Origin of the sequence: Pantoea sp. RIT413, assembly GCF_003057675.2 — a bacterium.
Lineage (GTDB): Bacteria > Pseudomonadota > Gammaproteobacteria > Enterobacterales > Enterobacteriaceae > Pantoea > Pantoea eucrina.
In genome coordinates this window covers 707,599-729,601 of sequence record NZ_QBJB02000001.1, presented here as the reverse complement: position 1 = coordinate 729,601, position 22,003 = coordinate 707,599, and the positions used below count along the sequence as shown (strand labels likewise).

General features: G+C 57.1%; 16 protein-coding genes. 11 read left to right on the top strand and 5 right to left on the bottom strand.

The features are described from left to right. The first annotated feature begins 35 nt into the window (after positions 1-35). A complete protein-coding gene (locus DBY66_RS03420) occupies positions 36-218 on the top strand; it encodes a Trm112 family protein (protein WP_039383570.1) in 183 nt (60 codons plus the stop codon). Then, positions 215-964, top strand: a complete 750-nt coding sequence (gene kdsB, locus DBY66_RS03415; RefSeq protein ID WP_104084729.1) for a 3-deoxy-manno-octulosonate cytidylyltransferase — start codon at positions 215-217, stop codon at positions 962-964. The genes DBY66_RS03420 and kdsB overlap by 4 nt, the downstream gene beginning before the upstream one ends. A gap of 64 nt (positions 965-1,028) precedes the next feature. Here the strand turns inward: kdsB and elyC are convergent, their stop codons facing one another. Next, a complete protein-coding gene (elyC, locus tag DBY66_RS03410; RefSeq protein ID WP_071668702.1) occupies positions 1,029-1,814 on the bottom strand; it encodes an envelope biogenesis factor ElyC in 786 nt (261 codons plus the stop codon). Positions 1,815-1,938: 124 nt separating this feature from the next. On the opposite strand from elyC, the gene cmoM reads away from it, so the two are divergent. The 7 genes from cmoM to DBY66_RS03375 all read left to right on the top strand — a co-directional run bounded on the left by cmoM (position 1,939) and on the right by DBY66_RS03375 (position 12,589). Next, positions 1,939-2,709 carry a tRNA uridine 5-oxyacetic acid(34) methyltransferase CmoM gene (gene cmoM, locus DBY66_RS03405; RefSeq protein ID WP_039383578.1) on the top strand — a complete coding sequence of 257 codons (771 nt, stop codon included), beginning with the start codon at positions 1,939-1,941 and terminating at the stop codon, positions 2,707-2,709. A gap of 11 nt (positions 2,710-2,720) precedes the next feature. Next, positions 2,721-4,043, top strand: coding sequence for a chromosome partition protein MukF (gene mukF / locus DBY66_RS03400; protein WP_039383581.1), 1,323 nt, complete (start codon positions 2,721-2,723; stop codon positions 4,041-4,043). After that, complete coding sequence (gene mukE / locus DBY66_RS03395; RefSeq protein ID WP_108569203.1) at positions 4,024-4,764, top strand: chromosome partition protein MukE; 741 nt, start codon at positions 4,024-4,026, stop codon at positions 4,762-4,764. The genes mukF and mukE overlap by 20 nt, the downstream gene beginning before the upstream one ends. Continuing rightward, a complete protein-coding gene (mukB, locus tag DBY66_RS03390; RefSeq protein ID WP_108569204.1) occupies positions 4,761-9,227 on the top strand; it encodes a chromosome partition protein MukB in 4,467 nt (1,488 codons plus the stop codon). Before mukE ends, mukB begins: the two co-directional genes overlap by 4 nt. Before the next feature lie 154 nt (positions 9,228-9,381). After that, a complete protein-coding gene (gene ldtD / locus DBY66_RS03385; protein WP_108569205.1) occupies positions 9,382-11,184 on the top strand; it encodes a L,D-transpeptidase in 1,803 nt (600 codons plus the stop codon). Between the two features lie 187 nt (positions 11,185-11,371). Next, positions 11,372-11,923 carry a YcbK family protein gene (locus DBY66_RS03380; RefSeq protein WP_108569206.1) on the top strand — a complete coding sequence of 184 codons (552 nt, stop codon included), beginning with the start codon at positions 11,372-11,374 and terminating at the stop codon, positions 11,921-11,923. 36 nt (positions 11,924-11,959) lie between these two features. Beyond that, positions 11,960-12,589, top strand: coding sequence for an MBL fold metallo-hydrolase (locus tag DBY66_RS03375; RefSeq protein WP_108569207.1), 630 nt, complete (start codon positions 11,960-11,962; stop codon positions 12,587-12,589). A gap of 55 nt (positions 12,590-12,644) precedes the next feature. On the opposite strand, the gene DBY66_RS03370 is transcribed toward DBY66_RS03375, so the two are convergent. From DBY66_RS03370 to pncB, 4 genes are all read right to left on the bottom strand, one after another. Next, complete coding sequence (locus DBY66_RS03370) at positions 12,645-13,835, bottom strand: amino acid aminotransferase (RefSeq protein ID WP_094111475.1); 1,191 nt, start codon at positions 13,833-13,835, stop codon at positions 12,645-12,647. A 200-nt stretch (positions 13,836-14,035) separates the two neighbouring features. Further along, positions 14,036-15,151, bottom strand: coding sequence for a porin OmpC (gene ompC / locus DBY66_RS03365; protein ID WP_108569208.1), 1,116 nt, complete (start codon positions 15,149-15,151; stop codon positions 14,036-14,038). Between the two features lie 300 nt (positions 15,152-15,451). Beyond that, a complete protein-coding gene (gene asnS / locus DBY66_RS03360) occupies positions 15,452-16,852 on the bottom strand; it encodes an asparagine--tRNA ligase (protein WP_104084732.1) in 1,401 nt (466 codons plus the stop codon). A gap of 212 nt (positions 16,853-17,064) precedes the next feature. Continuing rightward, complete coding sequence (pncB, locus tag DBY66_RS03355; protein WP_039385774.1) at positions 17,065-18,270, bottom strand: nicotinate phosphoribosyltransferase; 1,206 nt, start codon at positions 18,268-18,270, stop codon at positions 17,065-17,067. 270 nt (positions 18,271-18,540) lie between these two features. On the opposite strand from pncB, the gene pepN reads away from it, so the two are divergent. Together pepN and zinT are read left to right on the top strand one after the other, a co-directional pair. Next, positions 18,541-21,156, top strand: a complete 2,616-nt coding sequence (gene pepN, locus DBY66_RS03350; RefSeq protein WP_039383602.1) for an aminopeptidase N — start codon at positions 18,541-18,543, stop codon at positions 21,154-21,156. Positions 21,157-21,337: 181 nt separating this feature from the next. After that, entirely contained in the window at positions 21,338-21,979 is a 642-nt protein-coding gene (gene zinT, locus DBY66_RS03345; RefSeq protein WP_108569209.1) for a metal-binding protein ZinT, read from the top strand. Positions 21,980-22,003: the final 24 nt, after the last annotated feature.

Here is a 22,003-nt window from a genome sequence, read left to right as displayed (position 1 = left end):
TGACTAACTGACCCCGATCCTGAAAGGAGAAAAGTATGGATCACCGTTTACTTGAGATTGTGGCCTGTCCGGTTTGTAACGGAAAACTCTACTTCAACAAGGCGCAGCAGGAGCTTATCTGCAAACCTGACGGACTGGCATTCCCGGTGCGGGATGGCATTCCGGTGCTGCTGGAAACCGAGGCGCGAACGCTGACGGCTGAAGAGATCCATCCATGAGTTTTGTTGCTATCATTCCGGCGCGCTACGCTTCGACGCGTCTGCCGGGTAAACCGCTGGTCGATATCCACGGTAAGCCCATGGTCGTGCACGTCATGGAGCGTGCGCGGGAGTCGGGAGCCGATCGCGTAATCGTCGCAACCGATCACCCCGAAGTCGCTGCAGCAGTAACTGCGGCCGGCGGTGAAGTCTGTATGACGCGGGCCGATCATCAGTCCGGCACCGAGCGGCTGGCTGAAGTCATTGAAGCCTGCAACTTTGACGATGACACTATCATTGTCAACGTGCAGGGCGATGAGCCGATGATCCCGGCCGGTATCGTGCGTCAGGTGGCGGACAATCTCGCCGCGGCAGAGGCTGGCATGGCCACGCTGGCGGTGCCGATCGCTGATGCCGATGAGGCGTTTAATCCGAACGCGGTTAAAGTGGTAACCGACCGGCAGGGCTACGCGCTCTATTTCTCGCGGGCCACCATTCCCTGGGATCGCGAGCGCTATGCGCAGTCGCGCGAGCAGGCGGGAGATACGCTGCTGAGGCATATCGGTATTTATGCCTACCGCGCCGGCTTTATTCGCCGCTATGTCGCCTGGCAACCCTGCGCGCTGGAGCAGATTGAGCTACTGGAGCAGCTGCGCGTGCTCTGGTATGGCGAAAAAATTCATGTGGCAGTTGCCACAACTATCCCGAGCGTGGGCGTGGATACACCAGAAGATCTGGCGCGCGTACGCGCGGCGATGCAGCGTTAACTCTCTCTGTCAGGCCAGCAGGCGCAACGCCGCTGGCTCTGTCTGACACTTTCTGTTTCTGACATCAGGGCGCAGCGTCGTCACGGCTGCCCGACTGACCGCGCAGATGCTGCCAGATCTGTCCCAGCGTCTCATAGATAGCCCGTTCACTGTGGCTCAGCCAGAGTGGCGAGGGCAGCGCACGCTCCCAGCCGTTAAGCGGCGAGACGATCGCCATCTGATTGGCGGGCGCGGGGATCGGTGCCAGTCCGGCGTGGTGAAAAAAAGCCATCGCACGCGGCAGATGATTGGCGGAGGTGACCAGCAGAAATGCGCTATTGCCCGTCATCTGTTTTACCGCCTGCGCCTCTTCAGCGGTATCTTTCGGCGAATCAAGCGTAATGATGGCGCTATGCGGTACGCCGAGGCTCATCGCGACGTCAGCGGCAACCGCGGCGTTGCTGCGCGGATTCTGGCCTGCCGCCGCACCGGTAAAAATCATTTTGGCCTGCGGGTTGCGTCGCCACTGCCTTACGCCCTCCGTCACGCGCGGCAGGCTGTTACCAATCAGGTTAGAGCCGGGCGCCCAGTCCGGGTTCCAGGTATAACCGCCGCCCAGCACCACAATCCAGGCCACCGGCGTTGTACCGTTCCACGTCGGGTAGCGGTTTTCCAGCGGCAGCAGCAGGCGGTCGGCCACCGGCTGCAGGCTCAGCAGCAGCAGCAGCAGCCAGCTGACGGAGAGTAAAACTTTGGCGCTTTTTTGCCAGCGCGTCAGCCAGAGCAGCAAAAGTCCGGCTGCCATCAGCAGTAACAGCAGCGGCAAAGGCAGAAGCAAGCCGCCAATGACTTTTTTTAAGGCAAATAACATCCTTTTTTACTCCTTTTGTCTGAAAAAACAGCAGCCAGACAGTTACTGCAGCGTGAAAGGTTCATTCCTGGTGAGCCTGTGACAAAATAGCACAAGTTAACTGCCGCAAACCGGAGCGCACACCATGCAGGATCGTAATTTCGACGATCTGGCGGATAAATTCTCGCAAAACATTTACGGCACCCGCAAAGGGCTGGTGCGTCAGGCCATTCTGTGGGATGAGCTGGAGGCGCTGCTGCCGTCACTGCCTGCCGGACCGCTCTCTGTGCTGGATGCTGGCGGCGGCGTGGGGCAAATCTCCAGCGGACTCGCTGCCCGCGGGCATCAGGTCACGCTCTGCGATCTCTCCGGTGAAATGCTGAAACTGGCGGCGGACCACGCACGGGAAACCGGCGTCAGCCACAATATGCAGTTCCGGCAAGTCAGCGCTCAGCAGGTAGGCGAGCATTTGGATACGCCAGTCGATCTGGTATTGTTTCACGCGGTACTGGAGTGGGTGGCCGATCCGCTGGCCGTGCTGCAGGCGCTGTGGCAGACGCTGAAACCAGGCGGTGTGCTGTCGCTGATGTTTTACAACGCGCACGGGCTGACGTTTCGCACGCTTACGCTGGGTAATTTCGGCTACCTGCGCGCCAATATGACCAAACGCAAAAAGCGTACCCTGTCGCCCGATTTTCCGCGCGAACCGCAGGACGTCTATCAGTGGCTGACGCAGTGCGGTTTTGTGATTGAGCAGCGCACCGGTGTTCGCGTGTTCAGTGATTACATGAAACCGCAGCCCGGTGCAGGTAAGAGCGTGGAAGAGATTATTGAAATGGAGCGGCGCTACTGTCGTCAGGAGCCCTTTTTAAGCTTAGGGCGTTATATCCATGTGACGGCGCGCAAACCCAGGTAAAAGGATCAACTATGAGCGATTTTTCCCAGACGGTGCCAGAACTGGTGGCCTGGGCACGCAAAAACGATTTCTCGCTTGCGCTGCCGGTAGAACGTCTGGCCTTTTTGCTGGCCATCGCTACCCTTAACGGTGAGCGCATGGACGGTGAAATGAGTGAAGGTGAGCTGACCGACGCCTTTCGTCACGTCAGCAAAGCGTTTGAACAGACGCATGAAACCGTACAGGTGCGTGCGAACAATGCGATTAACGACCTGGTACGGCAGCGACTGCTTAACCGGTTTACCAGCGAGGTGTCTGAAGGGCACGCTATCTACCGCCTGACGCCGCTGGGAATTGGCATCACCGACTACTATATCCGCCAGCGCGAATTCTCCACGCTGCGCCTCTCAATGCAGCTCTCAATTGTGGGTCAGGAGCTGAAGCGCGCTGCTGACGCCGCTGAAGAAGATGGCGATGAGTTTCACTGGCACCGCAACGTATTTGCTCCGCTGAAATATTCGGTTGCTGAGATTTTTGACAGCATCGATATGACGCAGCGCCTGATGGATGAGCAGCAGCAGACGGTAAAAAATGATATCGCCGCGCTGCTCAACAAAGACTGGCGCGCCGCGATCTCCAGCTGTGAACTGCTGCTCTCTGAGACCTCCGGCACGCTGCGTGAACTGCAGGATACGCTGGAAGCGGCGGGGGATAAGCTGCAGGCTAACCTGCTGCGCATTCAGGATGCCACGCTGAGCAGTCCCGATCTCGGTTTCGTCGACAAACTGGTTTATGACCTGCAGAACAAACTCGATCGCATTATCAGCTGGGGCCAGCAGGCGATTGATCTGTGGATCGGCTATGACCGTCATGTACACAAGTTTATCCGTACCGCGATTGATATGGATAAGAACCGGGTCTTTGCACAGCGGCTGCGTCAGTCGGTACAGAACTATTTTGATCAGCCGTGGATGCTGACTTACGCCAGCGCTGACCGTTTGCTCGATATGCGCGATGAAGAGATGACGCTGCGTAACGATGAGGTCATGGGCGAGCTTCCGCCGGAAATGGAGTATGAAGAGTTTAACGAGATCCGCGAGCAGCTGGCCGCCATGATTGAAGAGGCGCTGGCTGTGTATCGTCGCGAGCAAAAACCGCTGCACCTTGCCACCGTCATGCGCGAATACCTGGCGCAATATCCGCGCGCGCGCCATTTCGATCTGGCGCGTATCGTGATCGATCAGGCGGTGCGGCTGGGCGTTGCTGAAGCAGATTTAGCCGGTTTGCCAGCAGAATGGCAGACCATTAATGATTACGGAGCCAAGGTGCAGGCGCATGTCATCGACAAATATTGAACAAGTGATGCCGGTTAAACTGGCACTGGCGCTGGCCAATCCCCTTTTTCCGGCGCTCGACAGTCAGCTGCGCGCGGGCCGGCATATCGGTATTGAAGAGCTGGATAATCACGCTTTTCTGATGGACTACCAAACCTATCTTGAAGAGTTTTATGCCCGCTATAACGTGGAGCTGATCCGCGCACCAGAAGGCTTTTTCTACCTGCGGCCGCGCTCAACCACGCTGATCCCACGCTCGGTGCTCTCTGAGCTGGATATGATGGTAGGCAAAATTCTCTGCTACCTCTATCTGAGCCCGGAGCGTCTGGCAAACGAGGGTATTTTTACCCAGCAGGAGCTCTATGATGAGCTGCTGTCGCTGGCGGATGAACACAAGCTGCTTAAGCTGGTCAATCAGCGCTCAACCGGTTCCGATCTCGATCGCACCCGCCTGCAGGAGAAGATGCGCGCCTCACTGAGCCGTCTGCGCCGCCTGGGAATGGTGTGGTTTATGGGTAACGACAGCAGCAAATTTCGCATTATGGAATCAGTCTTTCGCTTTGGTGCTGACGTGCGCAGCGGCGACGATCCGCGTGAAGCGCAGCTGCGCCTGATCCGCGTGGGTGAAGCGATGACACCCGAAGAGGCTGCCGTTTCTGCCACAGCCGATGAGGCGGAGCAGGAGAGTGAACATTCAGAGAGCGGTGATGCGACTGATAACGCGGAGGAGAAGCAGGTATGATTGAACGCGGTAAGTTTCGTTCGCTGACACTGATCAACTGGAATGGCTTTTTTGCCCGCACCTTTGATCTCGATGAACTGGTCACCACGCTTTCAGGCGGTAACGGTGCCGGTAAATCCACCACCATGGCCGCTTTTGTTACGGCGATGATCCCCGATTTAACCCTGCTGCACTTCCGTAATACAACGGAAGCAGGCGCCACGTCAGGCTCCCGCGACAAGGGTCTTCACGGTAAACTGCGCGCTGGCGTCTGCTATTCAGTGCTGGATGTCGTCAACTCACGCCATCAGCGCGTTGTAGTCGGGGTGCGTCTGCAGCAGGTGGCCGGGCGCGATAAGAAAGTGGATATCAAACCCTTCAGTATTCATGGCCTGCCCGCAGATGCGCTGCCCACGGACATGCTGACCGAGATCCTTAACAGCCGTCAGGCGCGTGTACTGCCGCTGACAGAGGTTAAAGATCGCGTTGAAGCACAGCAAGGCGTGCAGTTCCGCCAGTACAGCTCCATTACTGACTATCACGCCATGCTGTTTGAACTCGGCGTGGTGCCGCGTCGCCTGCGTTCAGCCAGCGATCGTAGTAAATTCTACCGGCTGATTGAGGCGTCGCTCTACGGCGGTATTTCCAGCGCCATCACCCGTTCGCTGCGCGACTATCTGCTGCCGGAAAACGGCGGCGTGCGTAAAGCGTTTCAGGATATGGAAGCGGCACTGCGTGAGAACCGCATGACGCTGGAAGCGATTCGCGTGACGCAGTCCGATCGCGATCTGTTCAAGCATCTGATCTCTGAGGCGACCAGCTACGTCTCCGCTGATTATATGCGTCATGCAAACGAACGGCGGGTACATCTGGACGCGGCGCTGCAGCTGCGCAATGAGCTGTTCAGCAGCCGCAACCAGCTGGTGTCGGAGCAGTATCGTCACGTGGAAATGGCGCGTGAGCTGGCTGAGCACAGCGCCGCTGAAAGCGATCTGGAGATCGATTATCAGGCGGCCAGCGATCATCTTAATCTGGTGCAGACCGCAATGCGCCAGCAGGAGAAAATCGCGCGTTATGATGCCGATCTCGAAGAGCTGAGCTACCGGCTGGAAGAGCAGAATGAGGTCGTAGCTGAAGCGCGTGAGATCCAGGAAGAGAATGAGGCGCGCGCCGAAGCCGCTGAAATTGAAGTGGATGAGCTGAAAAGTCAGCTGGCCGATTTCCAGCAGGCGCTGGATGTTCAGCAGACGCGCTCTATTCAGTATCAGCAGGCGCTGCAGGCGCTGGAGAAAGCCCGTACGCGCTGCCAGCTGCCGGATCTGACGATTGATAACGCCGCTGACTGGCTGGAGACGTTCCAGGCACGCGACGAAGAGGCGACCGGCCAGCTGCTGCGGCTGGAGCAGAAACTGAGCATGGCGGAAGCCGCACACAGCCAGTTTGAGCAGGCGCTGGCGCTGGTGACCAGCATTGCCGGTGAGGTCAGCCGTCAGGACGCCTGGCAGGTGGGCCGCCAGCTGCTGCGCGACGCCGCGAATCAGCGTCACTATGCCGATCAGCTGGCGTCACTGCGGCTGCGTCTTAACGAATCAGAAGGTCGCCTGCGCGAGCAGCATGAGGCTGAACGCCTGCTGGCAGAGTTCTGTAAACGTCAGGGCCAGCACTATGAAGCAGACGCGCTGGAAGGGCTGCAGCGCGAGCTGGAAGCGCAGATTGAGCAGCTCAGCGCCACCGTTGCCGATGCCGGTGAACAGCGCATGCAGATGCGTCAGGAGCTGGAACAGCTGCGCGAACGTATCGCAACGCTGACGTCACGCGCACCGCACTGGCTGGCCGCTCAGGAGATCCTGACGCAGCTGAGCGAACAGACCGGTGAGCAGCTGAGCAGCAGTCAGCAGGTGACCGCCTTTATGCAGCTGCTGCTGGAGCGCGAGCGTGAAACCACCGTAGAGCGAGATGAAATTGCGGCGCGTAAACGCGACGTTGAGCAGCAGATTGAACGCCTCAGCCAGCCAGGCGGCGCAGAAGATGCGCGCCTCACGCAGCTGGCAGAACGCTTTGGCGGCGTGCTGCTCTCCGAAATTTATGACGATGTCACGCTGGATGATGCACCCTATTTTTCCGCGCTCTATGGGCCTTCCCGCCACGCCATTGTGGTGCCGGATCTGTCTCTGATACGCGAACAGCTTGAAGGGCTGGAAGAGTGCCCGGAAGATCTCTATCTGATTGAGGGCGATCCGCAATCCTTTGATGACAGCGTCTTCAGCGTAGATGAGCTGGATAAAGCTGTCGTGGTCAAAGTCGCCGAGCGTCAGTGGCGCTATTCGCGTTTTCCTAAGGTGCCGCTGTTTGGCCGCGCCGCACGTGAAAATCAGCTTGAGCTGCTGGGCATCGAACGCGACAGGCTGGCAGAACGCTACGCGACGCTCTCATTTGACGTACAGAAAACGCAGCGTCTGCATCAGTCTTTCAGCCGCTTTATCGGCAGCCATCTGGCGGTGGCGTTTGATGAGGATCCGGAAGCGCAAATCCGTCAGCTTAACGGCCGGCGCAGTGAGCTGGAGCGCGGGCTGGCGCAGCATGAGAGTAATAATCAGCAGCAGCGTGCGCAGTTTGAACAGGCGCGCGACGGCGTCGCTCAGCTTAACCGCCTGCTGCCGCGCGTAAATCTGCTGCTGGATGACACCCTGCCGGATCGCTGCGAAGAGATCCGTGAGCGGGTGGAAGAGGCGCAGGAGGCGGCGCGCTTCCTGCACCAGCACGGCAGCAAACTCAGCAAGCTGGAGTCGCTGGTGGCGGTGCTGCAGAACGATCCGCAGCAGCACGATCAGCTGCAGCGCGACTATCAGCAGGCGCAGGCGCAGCAGCTCAGCGCGCGCCAGCAGGCGTTTGCGCTGACGGAAGTGGTGCAGCGCCGCGCCCACTTCAGCTATGCCGATTCAGCCGGAATGCTGACCGGCAACAGCGATCTCTCTGATAAGCTGCGGCAGCGCCTGGAGCAGGCTGAAGGCGAGCGCAGCCGCGCTCGCGAACGCCTGCGTGAACATCAGGCGCAGCTGACGCAGTACTCGCAGGTGCTGGCCTCGCTGCGCAGTTCGCACGATGCCAAACGCGACATGCTGAAAGAGCTGCAGCAGGAGATGCAGGATATCGGCGTTCACGCCGATGCCAGCGCGGAAGAGCGGGCGCGTATCCGGCGCGATGAACTCTATACCGCGCTCAGCCATAACCGGGCGCGGCGTAACCAGCTGGAGAAACAGCTGACGTTCTGCGAAGCAGAAATGGACAGCCTGCAGAAAAAGCTGCGTAAGCTGGAGCGCGATTATCGCATCCTGCGTGAGCAGGTGGTCAGTGCCAAGGCGGGCTGGTGCTCCGTACTGCGTCTGGTGAAAGACAACGGCGTGGAACGACGGCTGCACCGGCGCGAGCTGGCCTATATGAGCGGTGACGAGCTGCGCTCAATGTCCGATAAAGCCCTGGGCGCGCTGCGCCTTGCGGTGGCGGATAATGAGCATCTGCGTGATGTTCTGCGCATGTCGGAAGATCCCAAGCGCCCGGAGCGTAAAATTCAGTTCTTTATCGCCGTTTATCAGCATCTGCGCGAGCGTATCCGTCAGGATATTATCCGCACTGACGATCCGGTCGAGGCGATTGAGCAGATGGAGATTGAGCTGAACCGTCTGACTGAAGAGCTGACGGCGCGTGAGCAGACGCTGGCGATCAGCTCACGCAGTGCGGCCAATATTATTCGCAAGACTATTCAGCGCGAACAGAACCGCATCCGGCAGCTGAACCAGGGGCTGCAGACGGTGAGTTTTGGTCAGGTGAAGAGCGTACGGCTTAACGTCAACGTGCGTGAGACACACGCCACGCTGCTGGATACGCTCTCCGAAGAGCACGAACAGCATCAGGATCTCTTTACCAGTAACCGGCTGACATTCTCGGAAGCGCTGGCCAAACTTTATCAGCGTCTTAACCCGCAGATTGATATGGGCCAGCGTACGCCGCAGACCATCGGTGAGGAGCTGCTGGATTACCGCAACTATCTGGAAATGGAAGTTGAAGTAAATCGCGGCTCCGACGGCTGGCTGCGCGCGGAAAGCGGGGCGCTCTCAACCGGCGAGGCGATTGGTACCGGGATGTCAATTCTGGTGATGGTGGTGCAGAGCTGGGAAGAGGAGTCGCGTCGTCTGCGCGGCAAAGATATCTCACCGTGCCGTCTGCTGTTCCTTGATGAAGCGGCGCGTCTGGATGCCCGCTCAATCGCGACGCTGTTTGAACTCTGCGAGCGTCTGGAGATGCAGCTGGTGATCGCCGCGCCGGAAAATATCAGTCCGGAAAAAGGCACCACTTATAAACTGGTTCGTAAAGTATTTAACAATACGGAGCATGTGCACGTGGTGGGCCTGCGTGGTTTTTCCGCCGATCCGGCACCGGTAAAAACGGCGCAAAGCGAGCAGGGGCTGGAAACGCAAAATAGCTAAGCGCCTGTCTGGTTAAACCGCGCAACCAGCGTTAATCTGTAAACGGCATTGGCCCTGAGAGGCGAATGCCGTTTTTTCTTTATATACTCATCATGAAAGTCAGGTTGTACGCAGCGCACAGGGCAGGCTGCGTCTCAGGTAACAGGGGGCAGGGATGTTGCTGAGTAAAACGTTCAGATTTAATCGCGTGGCGCTGGTGTTCAGTATGGTACTGGCAGGCGCGCCGCTGGCCGCAGCACAGACCGCCAGCATGACAGCCAGCGGGCACGGCACGACCTCGGTGGCGGCCAGCCAGCAGCAGATCCTGCAGGCGTTCAGCGCCAGCGATCGCCCTTTTTACCTGCCGGGCCTGGCGGGTCTCTATGCAGCCCGCGGGATGGCGCCGCTCTGGCAGGACCGCGATGCGGTACAGGCGTTTCAGCAGCAGCTGGCTGAGGTAGCCCTTTCAGGCGTGCAGCCGCAGTTCAGCCGCTGGGTTGAGCGACTGACCGATCCCGATATTAAAGGTTTTGCGCGTGACGTGGTGCTGAGCGATGCCATGCTGGGTTATCTGCAGTTTGTGGCGGGCGTACCGGCGCAGGGCGAAACCTGGCTTTACAGTAACGTGCCCTACCGGCTTACCATGCCGTCGCTGTCAGCGATCAATCAGTGGCAAAACGCGGTCAACGCTGGCGGCAGCCGCGCGTTTGTGCTCTCACTGCAGCCGCAGCATCCGCAGTATCAGCCGATGCATGCGGCGCTGAAAACGCTGCTGACGGATAATCGTCCCTGGCCGCAGCTGCGTGACAAAGCGACGCTGCGTCCGGGGCAGGTCAGCGATGATGTGCCGGCGCTGCGGGAAATTCTTCAGCGCACCGGTATGCTGACCGCCTCTGAACACGCCACTACGCCTGCACCGGATGAAGATGCGGTGCCGGCGGGTGCCGTGCCGGTTGCTGAAAGCCAGCCGGTGGCAGTAAGTCCTTCCGCCACCAGCGTCACCAATCTCCCGGCCCCGACGCCGCAGCCGGCAGGAAATATACTGGCCGGATCGCCTTCTGCAGCCGGCAATATCTATGACACTGCGCTGGTTGAGGGCGTGAAGCGCTTTCAGCACTGGCAGGGGCTGGCGGATGACGGCGCAATTGGCCCGCGCACCCGCGAGTGGCTGAATGTCTCACCGCAGATGCGCGCCTCACTGCTGGCGCTGAACATTCAGCGTCTGCGGCTGCTGCCGGATGATATGCATAACGGGATAATGGTGAATATTCCCAACTATTCGCTGACCTACTATAACAACGGCAGCACGGTGCTCTCATCGCGGGTTATTGTCGGACGGCCCGATCGCAAAACGCCGCTGATGCGCAGCGCGCTCAACAACGTGGTGCTCAATCCGCCGTGGAACGTGCCAACCACGCTGGTGCGTCAGGATATTGTGCCGAAGGTGAAACAGGATCCTGGTTATCTCTACCGGCACGGCTATACGCTGCTGTCAGGCTGGAGCGCTGACGCTGAAGTGATCGACCCGACGATGATCAACTGGCAGATGGTTTCTGCTGCCAGCTTCCCGTATCGCATCCGTCAGGCACCGGGCGCCACCAATTCACTGGGACGTTATAAGTTTAATATGCCCAGTTCAGACGCCATCTATCTGCACGATACGCCAAACCACGGCCTGTTTCAGCGCGATATTCGCGCACTCAGCTCCGGCTGCGTACGCGTAAATAAAGCCTCCGATCTGGCTAACCTGCTGCTGCAGGATGCTGGCTGGAACGACAGCCGTATTTCCAGCACGCTGAAGCAGGGTGACACGCGCTATGTGCCGATTCGGCATCGTATCCCGGTCAATCTGTACTATCTGACCGCCTGGGTCAGCGATGACGGGCAGGCGCAATATCGTACAGATATTTACAATTATGATAATACGGCGCGCTCCGGCAGCCAGGTGCTGGCCCGGGCAGGACAGCTCCTGCTGTAGCGTGCTGATTTTCGCCAGATTGTTGATAAGCGAAACGCCCCTGAAATCCGGCCAGAAATTTGCTTCTGGTCGGGTTTTGCACATTCTGAGACAGATTCCGGGTTGACTGATATCCATGCTGCCGTTACTGTGCGGCCTTGTGTACTTTTTACACATTCAATGTGTTTTATTCAGGTAACCTCGTTTCATGGCTAATATCGATTCTCAGCGCCGCCGCTTACTGCTGCTTGGCGGCGCAGCAGCAGGCCTCTCCCTGCTCCCCGGCTCAGCGCTGGCCTCTGTGTCGACCTCACGTCCGCGTATTCTGACGCTCAACAACATGCATACCGGTGAAACCCTCAAAACCGAGTTTTTCAACGGTAAAAGCTACGATCGCGACGAACTGGCGCGTCTTAATCACTTTTTCCGCGACTACCGCGCAAATAAAGTGAAAAGTATCGATCCCCATCTGTTTGATCAGCTCTACCGCCTGCAGGCGCTGCTGGATACCCGTAAACCGGTACAGCTCATCTCAGGTTATCGTACGCTGTCGACCAACAACATGCTGCGCGAATCGGGCCCTGGCGTGGCGAAGCATAGCTACCACACCAAAGGCCAGGCGATGGATTTCCATATTGAGGGCATTGCCCTGAGTAACGTGCGTAAAGCGGCGTTATCTATGCGCGCGGGTGGTGTAGGATATTATCCACGCAGCAACTTCGTACACATAGATACCGGGCCTGCAAGGCACTGGTCCTGACGCCGGCAGCGCTGCGTGTGCCGGTCATGGAGCGTTATGAATTATCACATTATTCCGGTTACCGCCTTTTCGCAAAACTGTTCAGCTATCTGGGATGAAGATACGGGCATTGCAGCCCTGGTCGATCCTGGCGGCGATGCGGAAACCATCAAAGCGGCGCTGGCGGAGCGCGGCCTGAAGCCGTCGCAGATTTTGCTGACGCACGGCCACCTCGACCATGCCGGCGCGGCGGCTGAGCTGGCGGCCCATTTCCAGATACCGGTGACCGGCCCGCATCAGCTGGACAAAGTCTGGCTCGATAATCTGCCCACGCAGAGCCGGATGTTTGGGCTGCCGGAGTGTGCACCGCTGACGCCGGATCGCTGGCTGGAAGAGGGTGATGTGGTAGAGCTGGGCAACGTGGCGCTGGAGGTGCTGCACTGTCCGGGTCATACCCCGGGGCACATTGTCTTTTTCGATCGCGCCGGAAAGCTGCTTATCTCAGGAGACGTGATCTTTAGCGGCGGCGTCGGGCGCACCGACTTCCCGCAGGGCAGCCACAGCGATCTGATCAACGCCATCAAAACCAAACTGCTGCCGCTGGGCGACGACATTGCGTTTGTACCCGGGCACGGGCCGGTATCCACGCTGGGACGTGAGCGTCTGACTAATCCTTTCCTGCAGTAGCCATAAAAAAAGCGGCGGGTGATAGCCTCACCCGCCGCCTGTTCACGCATTTCGCTTAGAGTACTGCGACTATCGCTTCACACAGCGCCGACATATTATCCGGCGTCATGCCTGCCACGTTAACGCGACCTGAGTTTACCGCGTACACGCCGAATTCATCACGCAGACGCACGACCTGATCTTTGGTCAGGCCGCTGAATGAGAACATGCCGTTCTGTTTGATGATGAAGCTGAAATCCTGGCGCGCGCCTTTTTCTGCCAGCGTGTTCACAAACAGCTGACGCATACGCTGAATACGCTGACGCATATCGGTCAGCTCCTGTACCCAGATAGTCCGCAGCGCCTCATTGCTGAGGATAGTGGCGACAACGGCAGCGCCGTGCGACGGCGGATTGGAGTAGTTGGCACGGATGCTGTATTTCACCTGGCTGAACGCGGTTTTAGCCGCGTCGCTGCTGGCCGCTACCAGCGTCAGGGCGCCGACGCGCTCGTTATAGAGACCAAAGTTCTTAGAGTAGGAGCTGGCAACCAGCAGCTCCTGGTGGGCTGCGGCAAAAATGCGCAGGCCTTCAGCATCTTCGTCCAGACCGCGTGCAAAACCCTGATAGGCGAAGTCAAACAGCGGCAGCCAGCCCTTTTCCTGTGACAGCGTTGCGAGCTGTTGCCACTGCTCGCGCGTCGGGTCGATGCCGGTCGGGTTATGGCAGCAGCCGTGGAACAGCACCACGTCGCCCGCCTGCGCCTGCTGCAGCGCTGCCAGCATGCCGTCGAAATCGAGCGTGTGGTTTGCGGCGTCGTAGTACTGATATTCACACACCTCGAGGCCGGCAGCGTTAAACACGTTTTTATGGTTTGGCCAGCTTGGATTGCTTACCCAGACGCGTTTAACGCTGGTCTGCGTGGCGAGAAAATCCGCCGCCACGCGCAGGGCACCGGTGCCGCCTGGCGTCTGCGCCGTGCAGGCGCGGCCTGCGGCGATAAGCGGGCTGTCGTTGCCAAACAGCAGCGCCTGAGTGCAGCGGGCAAAATCGGGCAGGCCGTCAATGCTCAGATAGTTTTTGGTCGTCTCATTTTCCAGCAGATACTGCTCAGCTTTTTTCACGCTGGTCAGCACCGGCGTTTTTCCGGTTTCATCTTTGTATACGCCAATGCCCAGATTAATTTTATGCGGACGGTCATCAGCGCGAAACAGATCGGCCAGCCCCAGAATAGGGTCGGCAGGTGCGGCAGAGATAGATTCAAACATGAGTCAGTTCCGTTTGGGTGAACTTTAGCGAAATGAGCTATCAGGTTAACGTCAGACGCGGGGCTTGCCAACCGCCCATCTCAAAAAGAATTGTGCCGGTGGCGGATATAAGCACTGCTAATTGCGAGGTGGATCACTGAAAAGAAAAACGGAGCCATCAGGCTCCGTTTTACGTGGTTAAACCGTGCTGATCCGCAGGATCAGAACTGGTAAACCAGGCCTACGCCAACGGTGTCATCAGTAGTGATGCCAGCTGCGCGGGTAAAGTCATTTTCATCCATCAGGTTGATTTGGTAGTCAACATAGGTAGACATGTTTTTGTTGAAGTAGTAGTAAGTACCCACTGAAACGTACTTATACAGGTCCTGATCGCCCCAGGTCTCGATGTCCTTGCCTTTAGACTGGACGTAAGCCAGGGAAGGACGCAGACCGAAGTCGAACTGGTACTGAGCAACGGCTTCAAACTTCTGCTCTTTGTTTACTGCGCCTGCACGATCAAGGTCGCCAGCTGGAGTAGCAACAGAAGTACTGATCCAGGTTGAGTTACGGCTCTCACCGTACATCGCAGCCAGGTACACGTTGTTCGCGTCATATTTCAGCGCGGTTGACCAGGCGTCAGCTTTCTCGCTGCCGTTACCGTAGAAGTTAGCCTGCTGGCCGTTGGTACGGTCAGAAGAGGTATACGCAGCAGAGATGCCTACGCCGATCTCAGAGGTATAGGTTAAAGAAGTACCCCAGCCGTCGCCGTTCGCATTACTAATATCACGTCCGGTATCAGCTTCGTCGTTTTTACCCTGATACTGAGCAGCGAACGCCAGGCCATCAACCAGGCCAAAGAAGTTGCTGTTGCGGTAGGTCGCCAGACCGTTAGAACGACCCAGCATAAAGTTGTCAGAACGGCCAGAGTCGCCGCCGAATACTGGCAGAACGTCGGTCCACGCCAGTGGATCGTAGCCTACACCGTAGTTACGACCGTAGTCGAATGAGCCGTAGTCGCCAAATTTCAGACCGGCAAAGCCCAGACGGGTTTTGGAACCTGAGGTACCCTGAGATTCAGCAACGTTTGCCTGGATGTTGTATTCCCACTGGCCGTAGCCGGTCAGCTGGTCGGTAATCTGCGTTTCACCCTTGAAACCAAAGCGCACATAAGAGGCGTCGCCATCGTTGCCAGCGTCGTCAGAGAATGTGTGGCGTGCGTCAACTTTTCCGTAGAGGTCCAGTTTGTTGCCATCTTTGTTATAGATTTCTGCTGCATTTGCTGCACCGGCAGCTAACAGAGCAGGGATAACCACTGCAAGAATGTTGCGCTTCATCATTATTTATTACCCTCATTGGAGTTATCTGGACACCTGCCACTGCCGTCAGGAAAACTTTACAGGAACCCTGAAAGAAGTTTGGTGTCTCATATGTCTGCACGCATCTTTTCACTCCGCAGTTGCTATTTCTAGCCCGAAAATGATTCAAATCTCCTAATTGAGTATCAAAAAGAAAAATTGTGTGACAATTTGTAATAATTACGGAACTTTGTGAGATATCTCAAGATTTACAAAAATAAAAAAAGGCCGGCAGTGCCGACCTCGGTATATATATGAATTTCTTATATTTAATTGCAGAAATCAGAAATTCGCGTTGCGCGGGGTACGCGGGAAGGGGATAACGTCCCTTACATTTTGTACGCCGGTGACATAGGCGATCAAACGTTCAAACCCTAAACCAAAGCCGGCGTGCGGTACGGTGCCGTAACGACGCAGGTCGCGATACCACCAGTAATCCTCTTTATTCAGCCCCATCTCTGCCAGACGGGCATCCAGCACATCCAGCCGCTCTTCACGCTGCGATCCACCAATGATTTCACCAATGCCCGGTGCCAGTACGTCCATTGCCGCTACGGTTTTACCGTCATCATTCATACGCATGTAGAACGCTTTAATATCTTTCGGGTAGTTCTTCACCACCACCGGCGCCTTGAAGTGTTTTTCGGCCAGATAGCGCTCATGTTCAGAAGAGAGATCCACACCCCATGCAACCGGGTTTTCAAAGCTCTGGCCGCTCTTCAGCAATATGTCAACTGCGTCGGTATAGTCTACCTGTGCAAAATCGGTGGTAACAAAACGCTCAAGGCGCGCAACGGCATCTTTATCCACGCGCTCGGCGAAGAACGCCATGTCATCGGCACGTTCATTCAGTACAGCTTTGAAGACATATTTCAGCATCGCTTCAGCCAGCGCTGCGGCGTCATCCAGCGTGGCAAACGCCACTTCCGGCTCCAGCATCCAGAATTCCGCCAGGTGACGGCTGGTGTTGGAGTTTTCCGCACGGAACGTTGGGCCAAAGGTGTAGACTTTTGACAACGCACAGGCATACGTTTCAGCATTCAGCTGGCCTGATACGGTCAGGAACGCCTCTTTACCGAAGAAATCTTTGTCATAATCCACTTTACCCTGCGGATCGCGCGGCAGGTTTTCCATATCCAGCGTCGATACGCGGAACATTTCGCCTGCGCCTTCCGTATCTGATGCGGTGATCAGCGGCGTGGAAACCCAGAAATAGCCGTTCTCATGGAAAAAGCGATGCAGCGCCTGCGCCAGGGTATGACGCACGCGCGCGACGGCGCCAACCAGGTTAGTACGCGGGCGCAGGTGAGCCACTTCGCGCAGATACTCGATGCTGTGACGTTTGGCAGCCATCGGGTAAGTGTCAGGATCGTCAACCCAGCCGGTCACTTCAACACGGGTGGCCTGCAGCTCAAATGCCTGGCCCTGGCCCGGTGATTCCACCACGGTGCCGGTGACAATGACCGAGCAGCCGGTGGTCAGACGCAGCACTTCATCCTGATAATTATTCAGAGAATTATTGACGACAGCCTGAACGGGATTAAAGCAGGAGCCGTCATAAACGGCGATAAAGGAAAGACCGGCTTTGGAATCTCTTCGGGTACGCACCCAGCCGCGTACGGTGACTTCACTGTCAACCGCGACCCGGCCGTGCAGTACATCCGCTACAGGCACTACGCTCATAAAAATCTCTCTATATATAGATGAAATAACGGGTGTCCCGTCGCATCTCGCTATCGTCACAGGTGACGTACGGTGCTGACAGAAACAGCCAATTCTCCCACGTTCAGGGGTGTTGCTATGTTACTTGCGAGCCATCAGGAAACAAGCAAAATTGCGGGAAGTGAGTGATTTTAATGGCGGCGGGCAGGGGAGTGAACCCTGCCCGGGGCAGGTCAGCTGGCGCGTTTAACCAGCGGCAGGTCAAATGCTTTGCGCAGCGCACGCACAAAGGCTTTATCCTGACAAATCGTTTTACCCGGACTGTCAGAGAGTTTAGCGACCGGTTTGCCATTGCAGCTGACCAGTTTAATCACGATGTTAAGCGGCGTTACGCCCGGAATGTCGCAGGTCAGGCGCGTGCCAATACCAAACACCACGTTGGCACGCTGACCAAAGTGACGATAGAGCGCCAGCGCTTTATCCAGGTTGAGATTGTCAGAGAACACCAGCGTTTTGCTGCGCGGATCGATACCGAGCCGCTCATAGTGCGCAACGGCTTTCTCGCCCCACTCAACCGGATCGCCGGAGTCGTGGCGCAGTCCCTGATAGCGATGGGCAAAGCCGGGACCAAAATCGCGCAAAAAGGCGTCCATGGTGATGCAGTCCGTGAGCGCAATGCCCAGCTGGTTATCATACTCATCCAGCCACGACTGCAGCGCCGCGCGCTGGCTGTTGGCCAGCACCGGGCTGATCTGCTGATGCGCCTGAAACCACTCATGGGCCTGGGTGCCAACCGGCGTCAGCTGCAGACGACGCGCCAGATCGTAATTACTGGTGCCCACCAGCCATGGAAACTCCGCTTTCAGCGTACTGACAATCGCTTCCTGCACCTCCTGTGAATAGCGGCGGCGCGTGCCGAAATCCATCAGCTGAAAGCGTGACATATCGAGATCGGCAACCTGCGTCTGAAAGGCTGAAAGTTTTTGCTGCAGATGCGCGACCGCCTGCTCTGCGGCGATCTGCGGCGTGCGGTGGCGATGTACCACTTCACTGATCAGCGCCAGCAGCGGCACTTCCCACAGAATGACCTCACGCCACGGGCCGCGGATCTGGATGCGCAGCTGGCCCCGCTCGTCCCGTACCTCAACCTGCGCCGGATTGAAGCGAAAGGCGCGTAGCCAGGTCAGATAGTCGTGCTGGAAAAAAGGCAGGTTACTGAGCCAGGCAAACTCATCGTCGCTCAGGGTCAGATCTTGCAGAGTATCAATTTGCGCGCGAATCTCGCTGGCATACCGGCCAAGCTGTTCATCGCTGCGACAGCGAAATTCTGCGGTAACCGGGACATCGTAGTAACGATGATATACGGCCTGCTGCATATGAAGCTTGTACGCATCGGTATCAAGCAGCGTGGTCAAAATCGGGGAAGCGTGTCCAGTCATGGTGCGTTTCAGCATCCTCTTCCGCGGAGCAGAGCCCGGTGTTTAACAAAATCCTAAAGACGCAGGAGTATAAAACAGTAATCTCTGCGATCACACCACATTTGCAGGTGGCGGGTCGAGGGGCAATTGTGCCATTGTTACTGAATTGTAGCCTTTTCTGCGCCAGCGCGCATTGCGCATGGCAACTCGCCGTCAGGCCGCTTAGACTTTGAGATATTTGCGCCACCGCAACAGGATGGCCTCAACATAACAACGATGCGAGAAGGATATATGACGCAACAGCCGCACATTAAATATCGCCACGACTACCGGGCGCCTGATTACACCATTACGGATATCGACCTGACGTTTGATCTGGATGCAACAGAAACACGCGTAACGGCCATCAGCCAGGTGAAACGTCTCGGCGCAGCAGACGCCGATCTGCATCTTGATGGTGAAGCGTTAACGCTGGTTGAGCTGACGGTAGATGGCGCGCCCTGGCCGCACTATCGCGAAGAGGCGGGGGCGCTGATCCTCAGTCAGCTGCCTGACAACTTCACGCTGCGCATTGTAAACCTGATCCATCCGGCTAAAAACAGCGCGCTGGAAGGGCTGTATCAGTCGGGCGAGGCGCTCTGCACTCAGTGTGAGGCGGAGGGTTTCCGGCACATCACCTGGTACCTGGATCGTCCTGACGTTCTGGCGCGCTTTACCACCACGCTCCGGGCCGACCCGGTGCGCTACCCGTATCTGCTCTCCAACGGTAACAAGCTAAAGAGCGGCGAGCTGGACGACGGGCGTCACTGGGTGACGTGGCAGGATCCGTTCCCGAAACCCTGCTATCTGTTTGCGCTGGTGGCAGGTGATTTTGATGTGCTGCGCGACAGTTTTACCACCCGTTCAGGGCGCGACGTCGCGCTGGAGATCTTTGTTGACCGCGGTAATCTCGATCGTGCCGACTGGGCAATGACCTCGCTGAAAGCCAGCATGAAGTGGGATGAAGAGCGTTTTGGTCTCGAATATGACCTCGATATCTTTATGATTGTCGCCGTGGATTTCTTCAATATGGGCGCGATGGAGAACAAAGGCCTCAACGTCTTTAACTCCAAATATGTGCTGGCAAAAGCGGAAACCGCGACGGATAAAGATTATCTCGGCATCGAGGCGGTGATCGGCCATGAATATTTCCATAACTGGACCGGTAACCGCGTCACCTGTCGCGACTGGTTCCAGCTCAGCCTGAAAGAGGGTCTGACGGTATTCCGCGATCAGGAGTTCAGCTCCGATCTCGGCTCCCGCGCGGTGAATCGTATTGATAACGTGCGGGTGATGCGCGGTGCGCAGTTTGCCGAAGATGCCAGCCCGATGGCGCACCCGATCCGGCCGGATCAGGTTATAGAGATGAATAACTTCTATACCCTGACGGTGTATGAGAAGGGATCGGAAGTGATCCGCATGATGCACACGCTGCTGGGTGAAGAGAAGTTTCAGCAGGGCATGCAGTGCTACTTTGAACGTCACGACGGCAGTGCGGCAACCTGCGACGATTTTGTCCAGGCGATGGAAGATGCCTCTGGCGTCGATTTAACCCAGTTCCGTCGCTGGTACAGCCAGTCAGGCACGCCGGTCGTGAGCGTGCGCGATGACTATAATCCGGAGCTGGAGCAGTATACCCTGCACGTGACCCAGCATACGCCGCCAACCGCAGATGGTCAGGAGAAGCTGCCGCTGCACATTCCGCTGGATATCGAACTCTACGATAACGAAGGCAAAGTGATCCCGCTGCAGCATAACGGCCAGCCGGTACATCACGTGCTGAACGTGACGCAGGCGTTCCAGACGTTTGTCTTTGATAACGTCTATTTTCAGCCGGTGCCGTCACTGCTGCGTGAATTCTCTGCACCGGTAAAACTCGATTATAAGTGGAGCGACGCACAGCTCACCTTCCTGATGCGTCACGCGAGCAATGAGTTTTCCCGCTGGGATGCGGCGCAGAGTCTGCTCGCAACCTATATTCGTCTCAACGTCGCGCGCTACCAGCAGGGCCAGCCGCTGTCGCTGCCTCTGCACGTTGCTGACGCTTTCCGGGCGGTGCTGCTGGATGAGCAGGGCGATCCGGCGCTGATGGCGCTGATCCTGACCCTGCCATCAGAAAATGAGATAGCAGAGCTGTTCGATATCATCGATCCACAGGCGATTGCCGCCGTACGCCATGCGCTGATGCGCACGCTGGCAAACGAGCTGAACGACGAGTGCTATGCGCTCTATCTGGCCAGCCAGAGCAGCGAATATCGCGTTGATCATGCGGAAATTGGCCGGCGCGCGCTGAAGAATGTCTGCCTGAGCTATCTGGCTCTGGGGGATACGACGCAGGCCGATCGTCTGGTTCAGGCGCAGTATGCGCACGCCACGAATATGACTGATGCGCTGGCGGCGCTCTCGGCAGCGGTGATGGCACAGCTGCCGTGCCGCGACGCGCTGCTGGCCGCCTGGGATGAGCGCTGGCATCAGGACGGTCTGGTCATGGATAAATGGTTTATGCTGCAGGCGACCAGCCCGGCGCCAGAAGTGTTACGCAACGTGCGTGCGCTGCTGAACCATCGCTCCTTCACCATGGGTAACCCTAACCGCATCCGGGCGCTGATTGGCGCATTCGCGGCGGGTAACCCGGCGGCGTTTCACGCGCAGGATGGCAGCGGTTATCAGTTCCTGGTTGAAATGCTGACCGATCTCAACACGCGTAACCCGCAGGTGGCCGCACGCATGATTGAACCCCTAATCCGCCTGAAGCGCTATGATGCAGGACGTCAGGCGTTAATGCGCCAGGCACTGCAGCAGCTAAAGGGGCTGGATAATCTTTCCGGCGATCTCTATGAGAAAATCACCAAAGCGCTGAACGCGTAATCCTCCGCAGCCGCAACCGTCACCGGTTGCGGCTGCCCTTTTGCGGCCATGCGGCCACTACAGTATGGCGTGCCAAACCTTCTCATAAATCACCACTTTGGCCGCTAATCCGGCAGGGTGCGTTACGCTAATTTATATGTTATGTTATAACATCAATAAAACGAGGCGTGAGTATATTAAGATGAAAGTAGCGTACTGGACACTATTTCTGGGGCTGGCCTGCAGTTCAGCAGCGTTTGCACACGGCGGTCATTCGCACGGTGCTCCACTGAGTGAAAAAGAGGTGCGTGCGGCCAGCGGCATCTTTGCCGATGGCGATGTGAAAGATCGGCCGCTTTCCGACTGGGAAGGGGTATGGCAGTCCGTTTATCCCTATGCCAGAGATGGCTCACTGGATCCGGTATTTCAAAAAAAAGCGGCAGCCGATAAAACGCGCTCGTTCAGCGACATTAAACACTACTATCTCACCGGCTATGCCAGCGATATCACTGACATCGGCATTGAAAACGACGTGATGGAATTTACCGAAAAAGGCGCGGTCAGCAGCTGTAAATATGCCTATAAAGGTTACAAGGTGCTCAACTACGTTTCCGGTAAAAGAGGGGTACGTTATCTGTTTGAATGCACTGATAAAGCCAGTAAAGCGCCGCACTTTGTACAGTTCAGCGATCACATTATCAGCCCGCGTAAGTCATCCCACTTCCACATTTTTACGGGTAATGTCTCGCAGGCTGCGCTGTTTGATGAACTGGAAAACTGGCCCACGTTCTTCCCTTACCAGCTGAGTAAAGCGCAGGTGGTGGATGACCTGCTGCATCACTGATGCACAGCCCGCTGGCGGACAGAC